This is a genomic window from Georgenia yuyongxinii, from assembly GCF_006352065.1.
GTDB lineage: Bacteria > Actinomycetota > Actinomycetes > Actinomycetales > Actinomycetaceae > Georgenia > Georgenia yuyongxinii.
Genome location: NZ_CP040915.1, coordinates 2,304,903 through 2,321,346, shown reverse-complemented (window position 1 = coordinate 2,321,346; position 16,444 = coordinate 2,304,903). Strand labels below are relative to the sequence as shown.

At 69.8% G+C, this 16,444-nt stretch carries 14 protein-coding genes and 2 pseudogenes; 6 read left to right on the top strand and 10 right to left on the bottom strand.

The window, feature by feature from the left end:
• Positions 1-27: 27 nt before the first annotated feature.
• From FE374_RS10505 to FE374_RS10490, 4 genes and pseudogenes are all read right to left on the bottom strand, one after another.
• Positions 28-591 (bottom strand): dihydrofolate reductase family protein, encoded by a 564-nt coding sequence (locus tag FE374_RS10505; protein ID WP_139928871.1) that lies wholly within the window; start codon positions 589-591, stop codon positions 28-30.
• A 326-nt stretch (positions 592-917) separates the two neighbouring features.
• Complete coding sequence (locus FE374_RS20305) at positions 918-1,532, bottom strand: ABC transporter permease (RefSeq protein ID WP_230978248.1); 615 nt, start codon at positions 1,530-1,532, stop codon at positions 918-920.
• Between the two features lie 4 nt (positions 1,533-1,536).
• Positions 1,537-1,845: pseudogene (locus FE374_RS20300) on the bottom strand (ATP-binding cassette domain-containing protein); the annotation flags it as partial.
• A gap of 77 nt (positions 1,846-1,922) precedes the next feature.
• The gene (locus FE374_RS10490) at positions 1,923-2,420 is read right to left on the bottom strand and encodes a DUF6326 family protein (protein WP_223173512.1); all 498 of its coding nucleotides are present in this window, start codon (positions 2,418-2,420) and stop codon (positions 1,923-1,925) included.
• Between the two features lie 159 nt (positions 2,421-2,579).
• Between FE374_RS10490 and FE374_RS10485 the strand changes: the two genes are divergently transcribed.
• Positions 2,580-3,725, top strand: coding sequence for a sensor histidine kinase (locus FE374_RS10485; RefSeq protein ID WP_139928868.1), 1,146 nt, complete (start codon positions 2,580-2,582; stop codon positions 3,723-3,725).
• Positions 3,722-4,369 (top strand): response regulator, encoded by a 648-nt coding sequence (locus FE374_RS10480; protein WP_139928866.1) that lies wholly within the window; start codon positions 3,722-3,724, stop codon positions 4,367-4,369. The genes FE374_RS10485 and FE374_RS10480 overlap by 4 nt, the downstream gene beginning before the upstream one ends.
• Before the next feature lie 806 nt (positions 4,370-5,175).
• On the opposite strand, the gene FE374_RS10475 is transcribed toward FE374_RS10480, so the two are convergent.
• The 6 genes from FE374_RS10475 to FE374_RS10450 all read right to left on the bottom strand — a co-directional run bounded on the left by FE374_RS10475 (position 5,176) and on the right by FE374_RS10450 (position 12,562).
• Positions 5,176-7,299, bottom strand: a complete 2,124-nt coding sequence (locus FE374_RS10475; RefSeq protein WP_139928864.1) for a glycoside hydrolase family 3 protein — start codon at positions 7,297-7,299, stop codon at positions 5,176-5,178.
• A gap of 107 nt (positions 7,300-7,406) precedes the next feature.
• Positions 7,407-7,886 (bottom strand): VOC family protein, encoded by a 480-nt coding sequence (locus tag FE374_RS10470; RefSeq protein WP_223173511.1) that lies wholly within the window; start codon positions 7,884-7,886, stop codon positions 7,407-7,409.
• A gap of 93 nt (positions 7,887-7,979) precedes the next feature.
• On the bottom strand, positions 7,980-9,407 hold the full coding sequence (locus FE374_RS10465; RefSeq protein ID WP_139928862.1) for a glycoside-pentoside-hexuronide (GPH):cation symporter: 1,428 nt from the start codon (positions 9,405-9,407) through the stop codon (positions 7,980-7,982).
• A gap of 74 nt (positions 9,408-9,481) precedes the next feature.
• Positions 9,482-10,630 carry a Gfo/Idh/MocA family protein gene (locus FE374_RS10460; protein ID WP_139928860.1) on the bottom strand — a complete coding sequence of 383 codons (1,149 nt, stop codon included), beginning with the start codon at positions 10,628-10,630 and terminating at the stop codon, positions 9,482-9,484.
• Positions 10,620-11,558 carry an MBL fold metallo-hydrolase gene (locus FE374_RS10455; protein ID WP_139928858.1) on the bottom strand — a complete coding sequence of 313 codons (939 nt, stop codon included), beginning with the start codon at positions 11,556-11,558 and terminating at the stop codon, positions 10,620-10,622. The genes FE374_RS10460 and FE374_RS10455 overlap by 11 nt, the downstream gene beginning before the upstream one ends.
• Positions 11,555-12,562 carry an MBL fold metallo-hydrolase gene (locus FE374_RS10450; protein WP_139928856.1) on the bottom strand — a complete coding sequence of 336 codons (1,008 nt, stop codon included), beginning with the start codon at positions 12,560-12,562 and terminating at the stop codon, positions 11,555-11,557. Before FE374_RS10450 ends, FE374_RS10455 begins: the two co-directional genes overlap by 4 nt.
• Positions 12,563-12,809: 247 nt before the next feature.
• On the opposite strand from FE374_RS10450, the gene FE374_RS10445 reads away from it, so the two are divergent.
• From FE374_RS10445 to FE374_RS19835, 4 genes and pseudogenes are all read left to right on the top strand, one after another.
• Positions 12,810-13,724, top strand: a complete 915-nt coding sequence (locus FE374_RS10445; protein WP_168205662.1) for a LysR family transcriptional regulator — start codon at positions 12,810-12,812, stop codon at positions 13,722-13,724.
• A gap of 495 nt (positions 13,725-14,219) precedes the next feature.
• Positions 14,220-14,648: a relaxase domain-containing protein gene (locus FE374_RS19850; RefSeq protein ID WP_230978247.1), complete on the top strand. Its 429-nt coding sequence runs from the start codon at positions 14,220-14,222 to the stop codon at positions 14,646-14,648.
• Positions 14,649-14,656: 8 nt separating this feature from the next.
• Positions 14,657-15,396 (top strand): annotated as a pseudogene (mobF, locus tag FE374_RS19840) (MobF family relaxase).
• 516 nt (positions 15,397-15,912) lie between these two features.
• Complete coding sequence (locus FE374_RS19835) at positions 15,913-16,383, top strand: AAA family ATPase (RefSeq protein ID WP_230978245.1); 471 nt, start codon at positions 15,913-15,915, stop codon at positions 16,381-16,383.
• Positions 16,384-16,444 lie beyond the last annotated feature (61 nt).

Sequence of the window (16,444 nt, the reverse complement as noted above, 5' to 3'; positions counted from 1 at the left end):
GAGCCCGGGCCGATCCGAGGTCGGAATTCAGCGTGTCGTCTCGTACCTGGTCAGGAGCACGCCGTCGGGAAACGTCCGGGTCTCCACCAGGTTCAGGTTCACCCAGTTGTCCAGGGCCGTGAAGAACGGCGTGCCGCCGCCCACCAGGACCGGGTGAGTGACGATCGCGTACTCGTCGATCAGCCCGGCCCGCATGGCCGCCGCGGCGAGGGTCGCGCCGGCGACGTCCATGGGACCGCCGTCCTCAGTCTTGAGCCGGGTGATCTCGGTGACGGCGTCGCCGGTGACCAGGCGGGCGTTCCAGTCGACCGCGCTGGTCGTCGAGGAGAACACCACCTTCGGCATGTCCCGCCAGCGGCGGGCGTACTCCATCTGCGCCGGTGTGGCGCCAGGCTGCTGGTCGGCGGTCGGCCAGTGGGAGCTCATCGTCTCCCACAGCTTGCGCCCGTACAGCGCCAGGCCCGTCGCCCCCACCCGGTCGGACCACCACTGGAACAGCTCGTCGCTCGGCACGCTCCAGCCGAGGTCGTCGCCGGGCGCGGCGATGTAGCCGTCCAGGCTCACGTTCATGCCAAACGCCAGTTTCCGCATGGCGTCAGCCTCCCGTGAGTCGGTATTCGCCGTACAGACCAACGCGGCGCGGAAACCTTGTCGGTCGACCACACCGAGGGCCGGTCGACCACCACGCCAAGCGGATGCTGCGTACGGAAGGGAACCCCGAGGGGGTGTTTCGGTGTCCACAAACCTGTCGGCGCCGACGTCCCGTGGAGGTGTTGCAGGCGTGACGTCGACGCGTGGGGCAGTCACCGTCGCGACGCCGCTTCGGCCTTCGTCGCCATGCGTTCCGATCCAGGTCGGGATCGAAGGGGACCGCAGGACTGCGAGGCCGACCAAGGCGAGGTGGTAGACGAAGAGCGTCAGGCGTCGCGCCGGCGCAGCGTTACCGCGGCCGCCACCATCGCGACGACGGCGTAGGCCGCGACCACGACCAGGCTCGCTTCTACAGAGAGGTCGGCACCCGGCGCGTCGGTTGCTCCGGTCCTGAGCAACGCTGAGGACGCCGGCAGCGGCAGGTAGCTGACGATGGTCTGGACCCAGTCCAGGTTTATGAAGCTGAGGGTGCCGGGCAGCAGGAGGAGGACAGTGAGGGCCACGGTCACGGTGGCGGCGGTGGAGCGGAGGAGCGTGCCGATCCCGAGGGATAGCAGGGCGGCGGCGATGAGGGAGTAGACGGTGCCGCCGAGCACGCGCCAGGTGCCCGGGTCGTCAAGGGCCGGGACGAGGTCGTACTGCGAGAGCTGGGGCATGGTGACGAGGTACGACAGCGTCACGCCGACGACGGTCACAGCGGTCGTCAGGACAACCAGGGCGACCGCCTTGGCTGCAAGCACGGGGATCCGCGCCGGGACGGCGGCGAACGTTGACCGGATCATGCCGGTGGAGTACTCCCCGGTGATGAACAGGGCACCCAGGACGGCGACGGTCAGCATGGCGAACTGGAAGCCTTGTGCGATGACCTCGGCGCCGTGCATCTGCTCGATGTCCGGGGCCGTGACGGGGTCGTAGGTGGGAGCGGGCGCTGCGGCCGGGGTGCACCGCCTTGGCGTCGAGCAGGGCGCCGACCTCCCGCAGCGGGGAGCGGTGCTGCCCGTACGGCTTGCCGTTGACGGTGACGGTGCCCGACGTCGGCCGGTCCAGTCCAATGATCAAGCGCATGGTGGTGGACTTGCCGGCGCCGTTCGGGCCGAGGAACCCGGTGACGGTTCCGGGGGCGATGGTGAAGCTGACGGACTCCACGGCGGTGGTGTCGCCGTAGTGCTTGGTGAGCTCGTTCGCCTCGATCATGGCCGGGACCTTTCTGGATGAGGGGGACTGCTGGACCTGATACGGCAGCTCGGCGTGCTCCGGCGCGCGGACGAGATCTATGCGTGATGCTGCGTCCGAAGCGGCTCCCGGTCGAGGCTGGTTGCTGTGGTCGCCGGCGATGCGGTGCGGCGGGGCCAGGTCCAGGCCAGCCGAAGGATGACGGCGAGAACGATCACTTCCAGTACGACGGCGAGGCCGTAGAAGTACGTCCAGGACTCGCCCACCGCGTTGAATGCCGCGTAAGGGACCTGGACCGATGCCACGACCAGGTTCGTGATCCGGCTCGCGCGGGCCGGCAGCATCGCCGACAGCACGATCATGAGGATCGGGATGGCCATGAGCGTGAGGAAAGCGGTCAACAACGTCTGGCTGATGTCGTACTCGAAGACGACGCCGACCAGGATGTCGTCGATCTTGCCCGGCACGAAGAAGCCGAGGATGTCCACGTAGACGTACAGGAACATGAAGCTCGTCCACGCCGCTACGAGCTTGGCTCGCACCGGCAGTCGCGAGTCGTCCAGCGCGGTGGTGTTGTCTCGAAGTGTTCTCACCATGTGCTCCGTTGTCTCGGTGGGGTGTGGCTCCTCCACGATCACGGACGCCGCTGGTGCGCACATCAGCCCCAGAGCCTGATTCGACCTGGCCGTTGGCACAGCCGAGCTCTTGTACTTTCGGCGGATACGCCGAGCACGCGGGCTGCCTAGGCTGATCACGTGGCCACCCACGCACTCCGCTCGCTGTGGGCCGAACCTCGACCCACGAATGCCCCGGACCGGGGGCCGCGGGACTGGGCCTTGGTCGCAGTACTGATCTGCTGGTCCCTGGTGGAAGCGGTGCTTCGCCAGGACCTGGCGCCGCGCCCGCTGCTGCTACTCGCGACGCTCGCGGTCCTCGGCCCCCTGCTGTGGCGACGCACGCACCCGCTCGTCGCGGTTGCCGTCTCCTTCGGCACGTTGACGATCGTCGACCTCGTCAGAATCCTCACCGGGTCGCAAGGCGCCCTGCTGAACAGCATCTCCGCGGCGCTGATCCTGGCCTACGCCCTGTTCCGGTGGGGCTCCGGTCGGGAAGCCGCAAGCGGCCTCGGCGTCATGCTGCTCTGGCTCGCCATCACCTATGTAGCCGACCCCATGAGCGGATGGAAGACGGTCGCAGGGTACGCGTTCTTCCTGTTCGCCGCCGCGCTCGGCGCCGCGGTCCGCTACCGCACGAAGATCCGCATCCGCGACATCGACCATGCCAAAGCCCGGGAACGCGAACAACTCGCTCGCGAGCTTCACGACACCGTCGCCCACCATGTCTCGGGCATCGCCATCCAGGCCCAAGCAGGACGTGCCATCGCGGCCTCCCACCCCGAGCGTGCCATCGAGGCCCTGGCCACCATCGAGGACGCGGCCACCCGGACGCTCACGGAGCTGCGCGCCATGGTGGGCGTCCTGCGCGCCCCGCAGGACACGGAGCTCGCTCCGCAGCCCGGAGTGGCCGACCTTGACCGGCTCGCCGGCGGTGTCGAGGCGCCTCACGTCCAGGTGACGCTCTCCGGTGAGCTCGAGGACCTCAGCCCGGCGGTCGGTGCCGCGGTCTACCGCCTGGCTCAGGAGTCGATCACGAACGCGCGCCGGCATGCCCGTCAGGCAACCCGGGTCAGCGTGGTCGTCGTGGGTGACGCGGAGGGCGTACGGCTGACCGTCGACGACGACGGCGCCCCCAGCACGGCCGGTGGCCGCACCGCGGGCTACGGCCTGGTGGGGATGCGGGAACGGGCCACGCTGCTGGGTGGCTGGCTCCGAGCGGGCCCGACCGCCGACCGCGGCTGGCGGGTCGAGGCGATGCTGCCCCGCGGCGGGTCCGCACGATGAGTATCCGGGTGCTCATCGCCGATGATCAGCACATCGTTCGCACGGGTCTGACGATGCTGCTCGACGCCCAACCCGACATCGAGGTGGTCGGCGTCGCCGGTGACGGGCGCGAGGCGGTGCGCCTGGCGCGTCAGCTGCGCCCGGACGTCTGCCTGTTCGACATCCGGATGCCGCTGATGGACGGCATCGAGGCCACCCGTCAGCTCGCCGGGCCCGACGTCGCCGAGCCCCTGCCGATCGTGGTGATCACCACGTTCGACCTCGATGAGTACGTCCACGGGGCGCTCAAGGCCGGTGCCCGCGGGTTCCTGCTCAAGGACGCCGGACCCGCCCTGCTGACCCAGGCGATACGCGCTGCGGCTGACGGGGATGCCCTGATCGCTCCGAGCGTGACCGTGCGCCTGCTCGCAGCGTTCGCGCACTCACAGACCGGACCTCCCAGGCAGCCGGTCGAACCGCTCACCGTTCGTGAGGAGGAGGTTCTCGTCTCGGTGGCCCACGGCCGCACCAACGACGAGATCGCCACTGACCTGCACATCAGTCAGAGCACCGTCAAGGCCCACCTGGCCAGCCTCATGAGGAAGCTCGGCGCTCGCAACCGTGTCGAGGTCGCCATGTGGGCCCACGAGACCGGGCGGATCTGAGACATCCGGAAGGCAGGCGTGGCAGTCCCGACCGGTTGCGCGTCTCTGCCTCGCTCCATGGTCACTGGAGGGGGCCATATGGCGCGCGAGAACACCACCTTCGGCATGTCCCGCCAGCGGCGGGCGCCGCATGGCGTCAGCCTCCCGTGCGTGAACCTGTCACACCCACCGTTCAGTTCCCCATCCTCGATGCTGCCTCCGAACCGCGAGGCTTCCAGCTGGAGTGGGCGGTCCGAGGGCCGGCGGTGCCTTCGGATCTCGGAATGGCGCCGCCGCCTCCCGCGCGGCACCGACGCGCGTGTCCGGCGCACGGAACGACAGGAACGCCGCCTCAGTGAACCGGTTCTCGGCGACGGCGCGCCGGCGGAACGCACCGTGGATGCCAGCGGCCTGTCTGGGGAATTAGCCGAGCTGTCCATGCCCCCAACGATGACGCCGGCACGTACCCCTCTCCGTCCCCCTGAACGGCGTCCTCTCAGCGTCCCGCTGAGGAGAGAAGTGCCAACAGTGAAGGTCACGGGGCCTCCGCCCTCGCGACCATCAAAAGCGGTCGATCTCGGCAAGGGGACCATTTGGTGCCTCGTCTGTTGACGGCCGCGGACGGCGTCGACGTGCGCGGGTACGTCGTCTGGTGGCTGCTCTCACACGTCGTCTAATCCCAGCGGTACGCCAGGCGGTCGGCCTCGTCCGGGTGGATTCGGACACGCTTGGCCGCTCCCCGAAGGACTCCGCCCGCTGGTACGCCGAGCTGTCGGCACCGGCCGGCTGCCGCCGGCGACCCTGTAGGGCTCGCCGTCGGCAGGTCGTCAGAAGTCCTCGAGGCCATAGCCGAAGCGGTACTCACCGCCGGCGTGGTCGACGTAGGCGTAGCCCTCCGGCTCCGCGGCGCCCGGGATGTCAGAGGCCTTCGCCCGGACCGCTTCCTCGCTCGCCGGGATGGCGTAGGGCAGCTTCCCGGTCGGGGTGACCAGGCCACGGACGAGGTCGATCATCGCCGCGGTCGACGTCCCGAAGGTCCCGATCACCGCATCGGCGGCCGGTGCGACCCGGTCGAGCAGCCAGGGGTTGGTGAAGTTGACGGCGAGGATGGTCGGCACAGCGTTCTCGATCTCGACGACCCGGTAGGCGTCGATCCCGGTCTCCTGGTCGAGCACGATGGAGAGCTCATGACCTGCGCGGTCGTCGAGCAGTGACATGGCGGGGCGGACCCAGAGCAGGACGTGCGTGGCATCGTCGAGGGTGGTGACCACCTCGATCGTGGGATCGGTGCCGAGGGCGTCGCGCACCTCCCCGACGATCCGCGCGTTCTCGGCGTCCTTGTCCTTCCCGGTGAAGACCTCGACGTAGAGCCGGACCGTGCGCGCCGCCGGCAGCCGGGGAGCGTGGCCGGCCGGGGTTCCGGTCGTCACGCGGTCCCTCTCACCCGATGTCCCGCGGCCATCGCCACCCGCGTCGGCCGTCAACGGCAGCAGCTCCTTGTCGTTGCGAAGGAGCACGAGGGAGCGCCGGTGCGCCTGCGCCGCGAGGGCGGCGATGCTCATGTCCTCGGCCCGTGCCTGCGCCTCGTCAGGGTCGACGTAGGGGTCCTCGAACAGGCCCAGGTCGAACATCTCCGTGAGGAGGTATCGTGCGCACCGGTCGAGGTCGGCGTCCGAGACGAGGCCCTGCGCCACGGCATCGAGCAGAGGCTCGGGGTTGCCGTCGCCGCTGAATGCGTTGATTCCGGCCTCGATGGCCAGGCCGAAGCGCTCCGGCCTGGTCAGCGACTCCACGCCCCACGGCATGCCGGTGGTGATGCCGGTGTCCGAGTTGACGTACCCAGTGAAGCCGAGCTCGCCGCGCAGCACGTCGGTCAGGAGGTATCGGTCGTACCCGAAGCCGACCTCCGCGAACGGCCGGTCGCCGTGGAGCTGGGGGGCGGACCTGGCGTTGGTGGTCGTTGCGTAGTAGGGCATGACGGACGTCGTCCCGGCGTCGATCGCGGCCTGGAACACCGGTAGGTGGTAGCGGTACAGGCTGCCCGGCGTGGGGTAGGGCTGGTACCGGCCGTGGTGGAAGTGTGGGTCGTGGCCCCGGTCGCGCGGCCCGCCGCCGGGGAAGTGCTTGGTGGTCAGCGATACCGAGTGCTCGCCGAGCCGCGGCCCCTGGAAGCCGCGTGTGACCGCAGCGACCATCTGTGCGGCGAGCTCGGTGTTCTCCCCGAAGGTGCCCTCTGCCCGGGACCAGCGAGGGTCGGTGACGATGTCGGCCATGTACATGTAGCCCTTGGTGATCCCCGCCGATCGCCACTGCGCGGCGGACAGGCGTCCGAACTCCTCGACGAGGTCGGGATCCTGGGTGGCGGCCAGGCCGAGCTCGCCGGGCCACTGCGACATCTGGTCGGCCGTCTCCGCCACGCCGAAAATCTTGGTGTCGGAGAGGTGGTTGCGGGGGTTGGAGACCATGACCACGGGAATGCCCAGCCGGGTGGACTCGGCGAGTTCCTGGAGCGCGTTGACCCAGGTTGCCAGGTCGTACGAGGTCGGGTTGTCCCGGATGATGAAGTACCGCAGGCAGAGCTCGCGGATGGCCTTCTCCGAGCCGACATAGTCCAGCACGGGCGGGTCGAAGAACCGGGTGCTGGACGAGTCGGTGGCCCAGATGTTCTCCGTGGACCACTTCTCGTGGGCGTTGAGCAGTCCCTGGTCGGGGTCGCCGATGATCCCCGAGGCCCCCATGTAGTGGGACGTGATCAGCAGGATGCCGACCTTCTCCGCGACCGTCATGCGGCCCAGGAGGTCGGACACGCGCTCCTCGGTGGGAAGGCGCCAGTCCTCGTACGGGTCTAGTACGCCGTTGGCGTTGAGGTCCTTGAACGTCAGGCCGTCGGACTCGATCACGGACTTGCTGCGGGCCGTGACCCGGCGGGGCGCTACCTTTTTCGAGGGCATCTGAGGACTTTCTGCAGACGTGATCGGCCGCTGGCCGCGGAAAGGAGAGGGCACCACCTCGGGACGCGCAGGACCCGAGGTGGTGCCGGTTGCTCGGGCGAGACCGGTCAGGCGTCCTGCAGGTCGGCCGACTTCGCCGCCGGACTCTGTCGCAGCTCGAGGAGGACGCCGAACTTCTCACTGGTGTCGAAGTGGGTCCACCCGGAACCGTCGGACCGCCGCCCTCTGATGTACGCGGACAGGCCGAGTGCCTGCGTCACCTCGGTGTCAGCGGCGACGATGTCGTCGACCGCGAAGCCGACGTGGAACACGCCCTGCCCCTTCGTGTCGAGGAACCGCCGCTGCGGCGAGTCACCCTCGGGCGGTTCGCAGAGGCGGATGGCGACGCCGTCGACGTGCGCCTCGCGGTAGCGGAAGCCGCCGGCGAGCTCGGCCGCCTCGCCGTCGATGGTGAACTCGGTGATGGGCGGCAGGGCTGACATGTCGTTCCACGGGCCGATGCCGATGGACTCGTAGGCGGCCACGCTCCTGTCGATGTCGGACACGACGATGCAGATGTGGTGGAAGCGACTGAACAGATCACTCACGGGCTGGTCCTCTTTTCGGTGGAGTGTCGGGAAGATCGAACGCCGGGCTCGGCGGGGCGGGCGAAGACCCGCCCCGCCGAGCTCCTCGGCTCCTCAGGACTGTTCGGCTGCAGCCCGCCGCACGGCGATCTCGGCCGTGATCTCGCGGAACTTGGCCTCCGTCAGCGGGTAGAAGAACATCACGGCGACGGAGAGGATCGAGAACGCGCCGAGGATCAGGCCCGCCCAAAGCTGGATGCTGACACCCACACCTGCGGCCTGCTGGCCGCCGGTGGAGGCCTGCTGCGCGCTGAAGCCAGCCCAGGTCAGTGCCAGTCCGCCGACGAAACCGCCGAAGGCCTGACCCATCTTCCGGGTGAACGAGAAGCCGGCGTACGTGGTGCCCTCCGTGCGAAGCCCGGTGCGCCACTCGCCGTACTCGACGGTGTCCGCCTCCAGCGCCCACATGAGGGTGTTCACACCGTAGATCCCGATGCCGGCGACGAAGAAGGCGACGAGGCCCAGGGCGGGGACGGTCGAGAGCGGTCCGAAAGCCAGCAAGGCCGCTGCCACGAGGGTGGTGCCACCGAGGATCAGGTAGCCCGTGCGCTTGCCGATGGTGCGCACGATCAGCGGGATGAACGGCCCGACGGCGAACAGTCCAGCTGTCTGGGCGAGGATGTTCCAGGCGATGTACCCGGCGTCCTGCTGGACGTAGATGGCGATATAGGAGCCCAGCGTGGAGAACGCGGTCGTGCCGGCGAGGTAGAGCACCGACCCGAGCGAGAGCCAGCGCAGCGGCCCGTTGGTGGTGAAGGTGCGGAGGCTGTCCCGCAGCGTGACGGTGTCCATCGGTCGGAGCACCTTCTCCTTGGTGTTGAAGACCAGGAAAAGGTAGAGCGCCATTCCCACGAGGACGAACGCGCCAGTGGTGATGAACAGCGACCGCTGGAGGGCCGCCGGGTCCTCGAGGTAGGCCTTGATCTGCGGGGAGATGACGAAGGCGAGCACGAGCACGGCGATCGCGGCCCCGTACATGCGGAAGGCGGAGAGCTTGCTGCGTTCGGCTGGGTCCTGGGTCAGCGAGGGCGCCATGGCGCCGTAGGCGATGTTGACGAGCGTCATGAACACCGAGGCCATCAGCAGGTAGGTGACGTACATGTACACCACGGCGGCCGTGCCGGAGATCTCCGGGAAGAACCACTTTGCCGAGTAGATCGCCATGTTGGTGAGCATCAGGGGCAGGGAGAACCACAGGATGAACGGCCGGAACTTGCCGAGCCGGCCTGGCTTCTTGGCGTCGATGGCCCGGCCGGCGAGCAGGTCGGTGAAGGCGTCGACGAAGCGGACGACGAGGAGCATCGTGCCGATGACGGCGCCCTCGATGCCGACGACGTTGGTGTAGTAGAGCGTCAGGAACATGCCGGCCATGGACCAGGAGAGCCCGTTGGCGGCGTCGCCCGCGGCGTAGCCGAGGTAGTTGCGGAGGGTGAGCTTGCCGCCCGTCGAGGCGCGGGTGGTGGTGGACGTGGTGACTTGCATGGGGGACTCCTGTGTCGACGATGGCACGAGGCGGTGGACAGGGACGGTGGAACGGCGGGCGCTTGTGGCCCCCGTCAGGGGGCGGCGGGGATACGAACCTTCGTGCCGGTGCTCGCCGACTCGTACATGGCGAGTATCAGGGCGAGGGCCTGGTGGCCCTCGCGCGTGCCCACGCGGGGGGCCGCACGGGGATCACCGTGCCGGCGGGCGCGCACGACCCGCACCATGTCGCGGAGCTGGTGGCCGTGGGAGGGGCCGAGCCCGAGCTCTGCCCGGGTGAGGCGGTCGTCGTCGGTCGCCTGGTTGGTGCTCGGGCCGGGCCCGGGGCCCATGACGCGCTCGGCGTCGCCGTCGCCCCTGACGTGGAAGTAGGCGAGCTCGTCGTCGATGATCGCGGCGGAACCCCGGTCGCCGAAGATCCGCAGGCTCGTCTCGACCCCCGGGTAGGCGGCGGTCGTCGCGTGGACGGCCCCGAGGGCGCCGCTCGCGAACCGCACGGTGGCGACCGCCGTGTCCTCGACCTCGATCCGCTCGTGAGCCAGCCGAGAGGTATGGGCGAAGACCTCGACCGGGTCCCCCATCACGGCGAGCATGAGGTCGATGACGTGGATGCCCTGGTTCATCGCGGCGCCGCCGCCGTCGAGCGCCCAAGTGCCGCGCCACCCGCTGGAGTCGTAGTAGGCCTGGCTGCGCCACCAGGCGCACGAGGCGATCGCCGAGGTGAGACGGCCGAGGCGGCCGGATCGTACGGCGTCGACGACCCGCTCGCTGGCGCGGTCGAACCTGTGCTGGGAGACCACGCCGACGACCCGGCCGGTGCGCACCTCGGCGTCAATGATCCGCTGGGCCGCATCGAGGGTGATCTCGAGCGGCTTCTCGACCAGGACGTCCTTGGCAGCCTCGAGGGCGGGCACGACTAGGTCGGCGTGCGAGCCCGACGGCGTCGAGACGACGACCACGTCGACGGAGGCGGCCGCGGGTGCGGACAGGTAGCCGGGCACGTCATCGCTCCACTGCGCGCCGTACTCGTCCGCGAGCGCCGCGGCGGAGGCGGCGCTGCGGTCGACAACCAGTCGCAGCTCGGCTCCGTCGAGCCGGGAGATCGCGTCCGCGGTGACCCGCGCGATCGTCCCTGCCCCGACGAGGGCAAACCCGACCGGCGCTGTCACACCGTCTGACGGCGCCAGGTCGGCCGGCACGGACGTCAGCTGCTCAGCTGGCATGGAGGGCTCCGATGCTCGCGATCGGGCGTGGCTTGCCGGCGCGCAGAATCTCGATCGACGCCCCGAGCGCCTCGAAGCGAGGCCGTAGCTCTTCCATGCGCTCGAGCGGCCGGTCGTCGCCGCCGTACCAGTGGCCGTGCATGATGACCTGCTTGGCGTCGCGGAACTCCTCGAAGTCGGACGGGAACGGGTCGAACCCTTCTGGCACCTCGAGCGGGATGGGGAAGTCCGGCTCGTCCGGGCGGTGGTGGATCGGGATGACCACCCGAGGCCGGAGCATGTCGACCACGGCGATCTCCATGCCGGTGAACTTCGGTACCGGGAAGAACAGCACGTCGACCGTGCCGCGCAGGTCCCGGTGGGCGTTGAACAGCTCGTGCAGGTCGCCCGGGTGGTAGAAGGTCAGGCCGACGGACCTCGCCGTGATGAGGTACCCGAGGTTGGGGAACTCGGCGTGACCGACGTAGGGCCCGGCGATCTCCGGCCAACGCGGCGGTGACAACGGGTCCAGGCGGTAGTGCTCGGGCCGCTCGCTGCTGTCGATGCCCTCGATGCGGAACTCGTCGAGCTCGAGCTCGGTGGGGCCGGTGTGCCGGTCGCCCGGGGTCCGGACGTACTTGGGGTACATGACCGTGACCTGGTCGTCCCGGACGAAGGAGAGATTCCGCGAGAGACCGGGCGCAGGGGAGTCGAGCCGGTCGATCTCCACGCAGCTCCGGGTGAGGATCAGGCGCTCGAAACCAGGCTGCTCGGTGAGCCCCATGATCGTCGGCTCGTCGAAGTGGTCGTGGTCGTTGTGCGTGACGCAGATGTAGTGCGGGGCTCGGACGTTTGCCGGAAGCATGTACGGATCCACCATGACCCGCTTGCCGTTGACGTCGATCTCGACGCCGGAGGCGCCGTGCCAGGTCACCGAGTCGGTGCTCATCGTGCAGCTCCCATCGCGGGCTCGATCGTGCGGGTCTGGAGGCGGACCGGCTCACCGGGCAGTGGCGTGAGCAGCTCGGCACCGAGGTCGTGGATCGCCGGCCGGAGGTCGTCGATCCGCTGCTCGGCGTCACGGGGGCTGGCGGACCACCCGTGGGCGATGAGCGATCTGATCTCCTCGCGGTACGCGGCCATGCCGGCGCCGTCGTGGGGCCGGCCCGAGAACGGGTCGGTGAACCGCAAGCCCTCGGCCACCGCGGGCGGTGACTGCGATGCGGGCCGGTAGTGGATCGGCAGGACCATGCGAGGGCGGACGATCTCCATCACCGGCAGCTCGGCCCCGAGCATCGGGTTCAGGGGCCACAGCATGAGGTCGACGCGGCCTGCCAGACGGTAGAGCGCGTCGTACCCGATCTGCAGGTCCCCCGGGTGCCAGACGCTGAAGCCGTTCTCCGCCGTGACCACGAACCCGAGCGGCGGCAGCGCGCCGAAGGGCGCGAGCGGCCCACGGCCGGCCGGCCAGGGCGTCCCGTCGGCGGGCAGGTAGCGCTTGCCCCAGGCGCGGGAGCCGAGGAGGGTCAGCGAGTCGTGCTCGTTGCTCTCCGTCGCCTCCACCCGGAATCCCGGCAACGACACCTCGACGACCGCCCCGGACGCCGCCGCGCCGCCGCGCCGGGTGTACTTGGGGTGCATGAGTGTCAGCGCCGCGGGCTCGACGAAGCCCAGGTCGCCGTCCCCCAGGGACGGCACGTCCAGGCGCGACGCCTGGGCGCACCCGCTCGCCGCAAGCATCCGCGTGAAGCGGTCGCCCGCAACGATCCGCCGGAGCGTGGGTTCGTGGCAGTGGTCGTGGTCCTCACGGGTGACCAGCACGTAGTCGAAACAGTCCCCGGCGTCGGGGACGAGGACCGGGTCGATGATCGCCCGATACGAGTCGAACTCGATCGCGACGGCGGAAGCGCCCCACCACGTGACGGAGACGTCGCCAAGATTGTCAGTCGTCATTACCTGTTCCACTCATCGAGTCACACCTTCTGAAAAGCAATGCGCGGAATTTCGGCCAAACTGGACAACCGTTTCTCGGTCGCCGTGTTCAGATAGGAAATTCGCACGCCAAAGGCGAAGTTGTTCCCGCTGTCGTCGGCCGGAGAAATTGTCGCCCCGGCCCTTGCAAATAGTGTGCGTGCGGGCGTGGAAGTGTGTCCAATCCCAATATGGCCCTGTACCTATATGTGGCACGTATAGTTCGAGCATGGAACTTCGGCACCTGCGCTACTTCGTCACCGTGGTGGAGGAGCGCTCGTTCACCCGCGCGGCACAGCGGCTGCTCATGACGCAGCCGCCGCTGTCCACCGCCGTGGCCCAGCTCGAGAAGGAGGTTGGCGTACCGCTGCTCCTGCGCCACGCCCGGGGGATCGAACCGACGGACGCGGGATCGCATCTCGCGCGTGAGGCGCGTCGCCTGCTGAGCGAGCTGGACGACGCCGTAGGCGGTGCCAGGGAGCTGGGGTCTGGACGGTCCGGCCGCCTGACGATCGCCACCGTGGCGGCAGCGACGTGGAAGCTCCTGCCCGAGGTTCTGACGGCGTTCGCGCACCGGTTCCCGGGGGTTGACATCGAGGTGGAGGACGCACAGGCGGACGACGTCATCGAACGGGTGCGGCACGGCAGGGCGTCCGTCGGCATCGTGTACTGCGCGTCGACCGACGAGCTGCGCACGACCGCCGCGGCCGGGCTCCAGGTCGCGCGCATCCACCAAGAGCCGCTGGCGGCCGTCCTTCCCCGGGACCATCCGGCGGCGCGTGGCGGCGTGGTGGACCTGCGAGAGCTCGGCGGGGATCGATGGGTGGTGGCCGCGGCGCAGTCCTCCTTCGGCGGTCTCGACCTGCTGGTGTATCAAGCATGGGAGGGGGCGGGGATCTCGCCCGCTTGGCAACGCACCTCCGCCACCGCGGCACTGACGCTCGTGTCGGCCGCCTCGTTCGTCACGCTGCTGCCCTGGCAGGCGGCGTCGACCGCCGGCGACGGCGTGCACGTGGCGCCCACGCTCCAGCGGGTCCCGCCGCTCGAGGCGGCTGCCGTCTGGCAGGGGCCGACGCCTTCGCCGGGGGTGCGAATGTTTCTCACGGAACTACGCGCAACGCGATGGGCGTCTCCGACCGGGTAGCAAGGGGACTTTACCGATCCCCGGCAGGCGACGACGCCCCTGTGATGCTGGACGAGAATGGTCCGGTGCCCTCCTCCCGCCGCTCGCGCCGCAGCCTCTACGAGGCCGGCCACGTGCCGCTGGCCCCGGACCGCCTGCGGGGATGACCCGCTCGGAGGACCGGGCCCGACGGCGGTTAGTTCTCGGCGGCAGGTGGGACTCGGAGTAGTCCCACCGTTGCCCGGTCTGCGACCAGCTCATCCCGCCGGATACACCGGCGACCTGGTCGGTCGTGCTCCACGTTCCTTCACAGGCAACGTCAGCCAGGGCTCCGGTTCGTCATCGTTCGGTGCGTCGCGGCGGGTGCTGTCGCCGTCGCTCGGTCTCGTCGAGGTGGTCGCTGTCGCCGTCGTTTGCCCTTTCACCGCGGCGGTCCTCGTTGCCGTTTCGAGGCTGGCCACACGTCTGGCACTGAGGCTGGTCGAGCGAGCGCACCTTCGTCATGGAGGTGTGCTCGTGACAGTGTCGATGCGGGTGATGTCGGCCGGGGACGGCTATGCGTACTTGCTGCGCTCGGTCGTGACCGGCGACGGCCGGGCGTCGCAGACCTCGGCGCTGACGCGGTACTACACCGAGGCCGGCACGCCACCGGGAACCTGGATGAGCTCCGGTGTTTCCCAGTTCGGCGACGGCGAGCTGGAAGCGTGGATGACCGTTACCCCGGAGCAGCTGCAGGCGCTGCTTGGCCGGGGGTGTGACCCGCTGACCGGGGCCCGCCTTGGGCGCCCGTATCAGCGGTCCGCGAGCGTGGCGGAGCGCATCGCCGCCCGCGTCGCAGGAATCGACCGCACGCTCCCCGCCGCGGAGTACGACGCCGAGGTCGCCCGGATCAAGGCCGAGGAGAGCGAGCGGGACCGCGGACCTCGGTTGCCGGGTTCGACCTGACCTTCTCCGTGCCGAAGTCCGTCTCGGTGCTGTGGGGCGTGGCCGATGCCCGCACCCAAGAGCTGATCGTCGAGGCCCACCAGCGGCCGTCGCCCAGGTGCTGGACTTCTTCGAGCGCGAGGTCGCTGCCACCCGCGTCGGTTCCGGGGGCATCGCGCAGGTCGACGTGTTTGGCGTCGCGGCGGTGGCCTACGACCACTGGGACTCGCGCGCCAGCGACCCGCAACTGCACACCCACCTGGTGGTCGCGAATAAGGCCCGTACCGCGGCCGACGGCGAGTGGCGCACGCTGGACTCGCGGGCGATCCACCACTCCACCGTGGCGCTGTCGGAGTACTACAACGCCGTCCTTGCCGACCGCCTCACCGGGACGTTCGGGATCCGGTGGGAGCAGCGTGCCCGCGGTAAGGACCGCAACCCGGCGTGGGAGATAGCCGGCGTCCCCGACGCGCTGATCGCCGAGTTCTCCAGCCGGTCCCGCGACATCGAGATCGCCAAGGACCGCCTGATCGCCGAGTATGCCCGCAACCACCGGCATGCACCCTCGGCGGCGACGGTCGTGCGGCTGCGCGCCCAGGCAACGCTCGCGACCCGTCCGGATAAGACCATCCGCCCCGCTGGCCGACCTGCCCGAAGCCTGGCGTCGGCGCGCTCAGCAGAGCATCGGCACCGACCCGATCGGTTGGGCACGTCACCTGACCGTCTCCTCCCAGGCAGGGGCGTACACCGCCGATCAGGTTCCGATTGAGGTGATTGCGGCGCCCGGCGCCCGGGTGGTCGCCGCGGTCGGTGAGAGGCGTTCGACCTGGCGGCACTGGAACCTATGGGCCGAAGCCGCCCGACAGACGATGGGCTGGCGGTTCGCCACGATCGAGGACCGCGAGGCCAAGGTCGCAATGATCACCGATGCCGCAGCCGGCCAGTCCGTGCAGCTGACCCCACGGGAGATCGCACCCACGCCGGCGCTGTGGCAGCGTGGCGACGGGACCAGCATGTTCCGTCCCCGGCACGGGGCGTACTTCACCTCCGAGGACCTGCTGGCCGCCGAAGGCCGGCTGCTCGAACACGCAGCGGAACCGCACCGCACCGCGCGTGCCCGCCACCGTGGTCGCGCAGGCCGCCGCAGTCCGACACGACGGCGACACGCTCACCACCCAGCAGGCCGGGGTGCTCGAGGCCGTCGCGACGTCCGGGCGCCGGGTGGACGTCATCGTCGGCCCGGCGGGGGCTGACAAACCACCGCGATGCACGTCCTCCAGACGGCATGGACGGCCCGGCACGGCGCCGGCTCGGTCGTGGACTCGCACCGTCCGCCGCCGCAGCCGCGGTGCTGGCCGAAGATCTGGGCATCGGGTGCGACAACACGGCTAAGTGGCTCTACGAGCACGCCCGCGGCCGCGCCGCGTTCCGGCCCGGGCAGCTCCTCATCGTCGACGAGGCCACCCTCGCCGGTACCCGTGCCTTGGACCGTCTCACCGCCCTGGCCCACGCCGCCGGGGCGAAGGTGCTGCTCGTCGGGGACTGGGCCCGGCTGCAGTCCGTCGACGCCGGCGGCGCCTTCGCGCTTCTGGTCCACGCGCGCGGCGACGACGTCCCCGAACTCAGCGAGGTGCACACCGCTTCACCCACGACTGGGAGAAGCGCGCCTCGCTGGCGCTGCGCCGAGGCGAGGTCGACGTCATCGGCACCTACGCCACCCACGACCGGCTGCGCGAGGGCACCACCGCCCAGATGATCGACGCCGCCTACCAGGCCTGGCGCGCGACCTGACCGCCGGGCGCACCAGCATCCTTGTC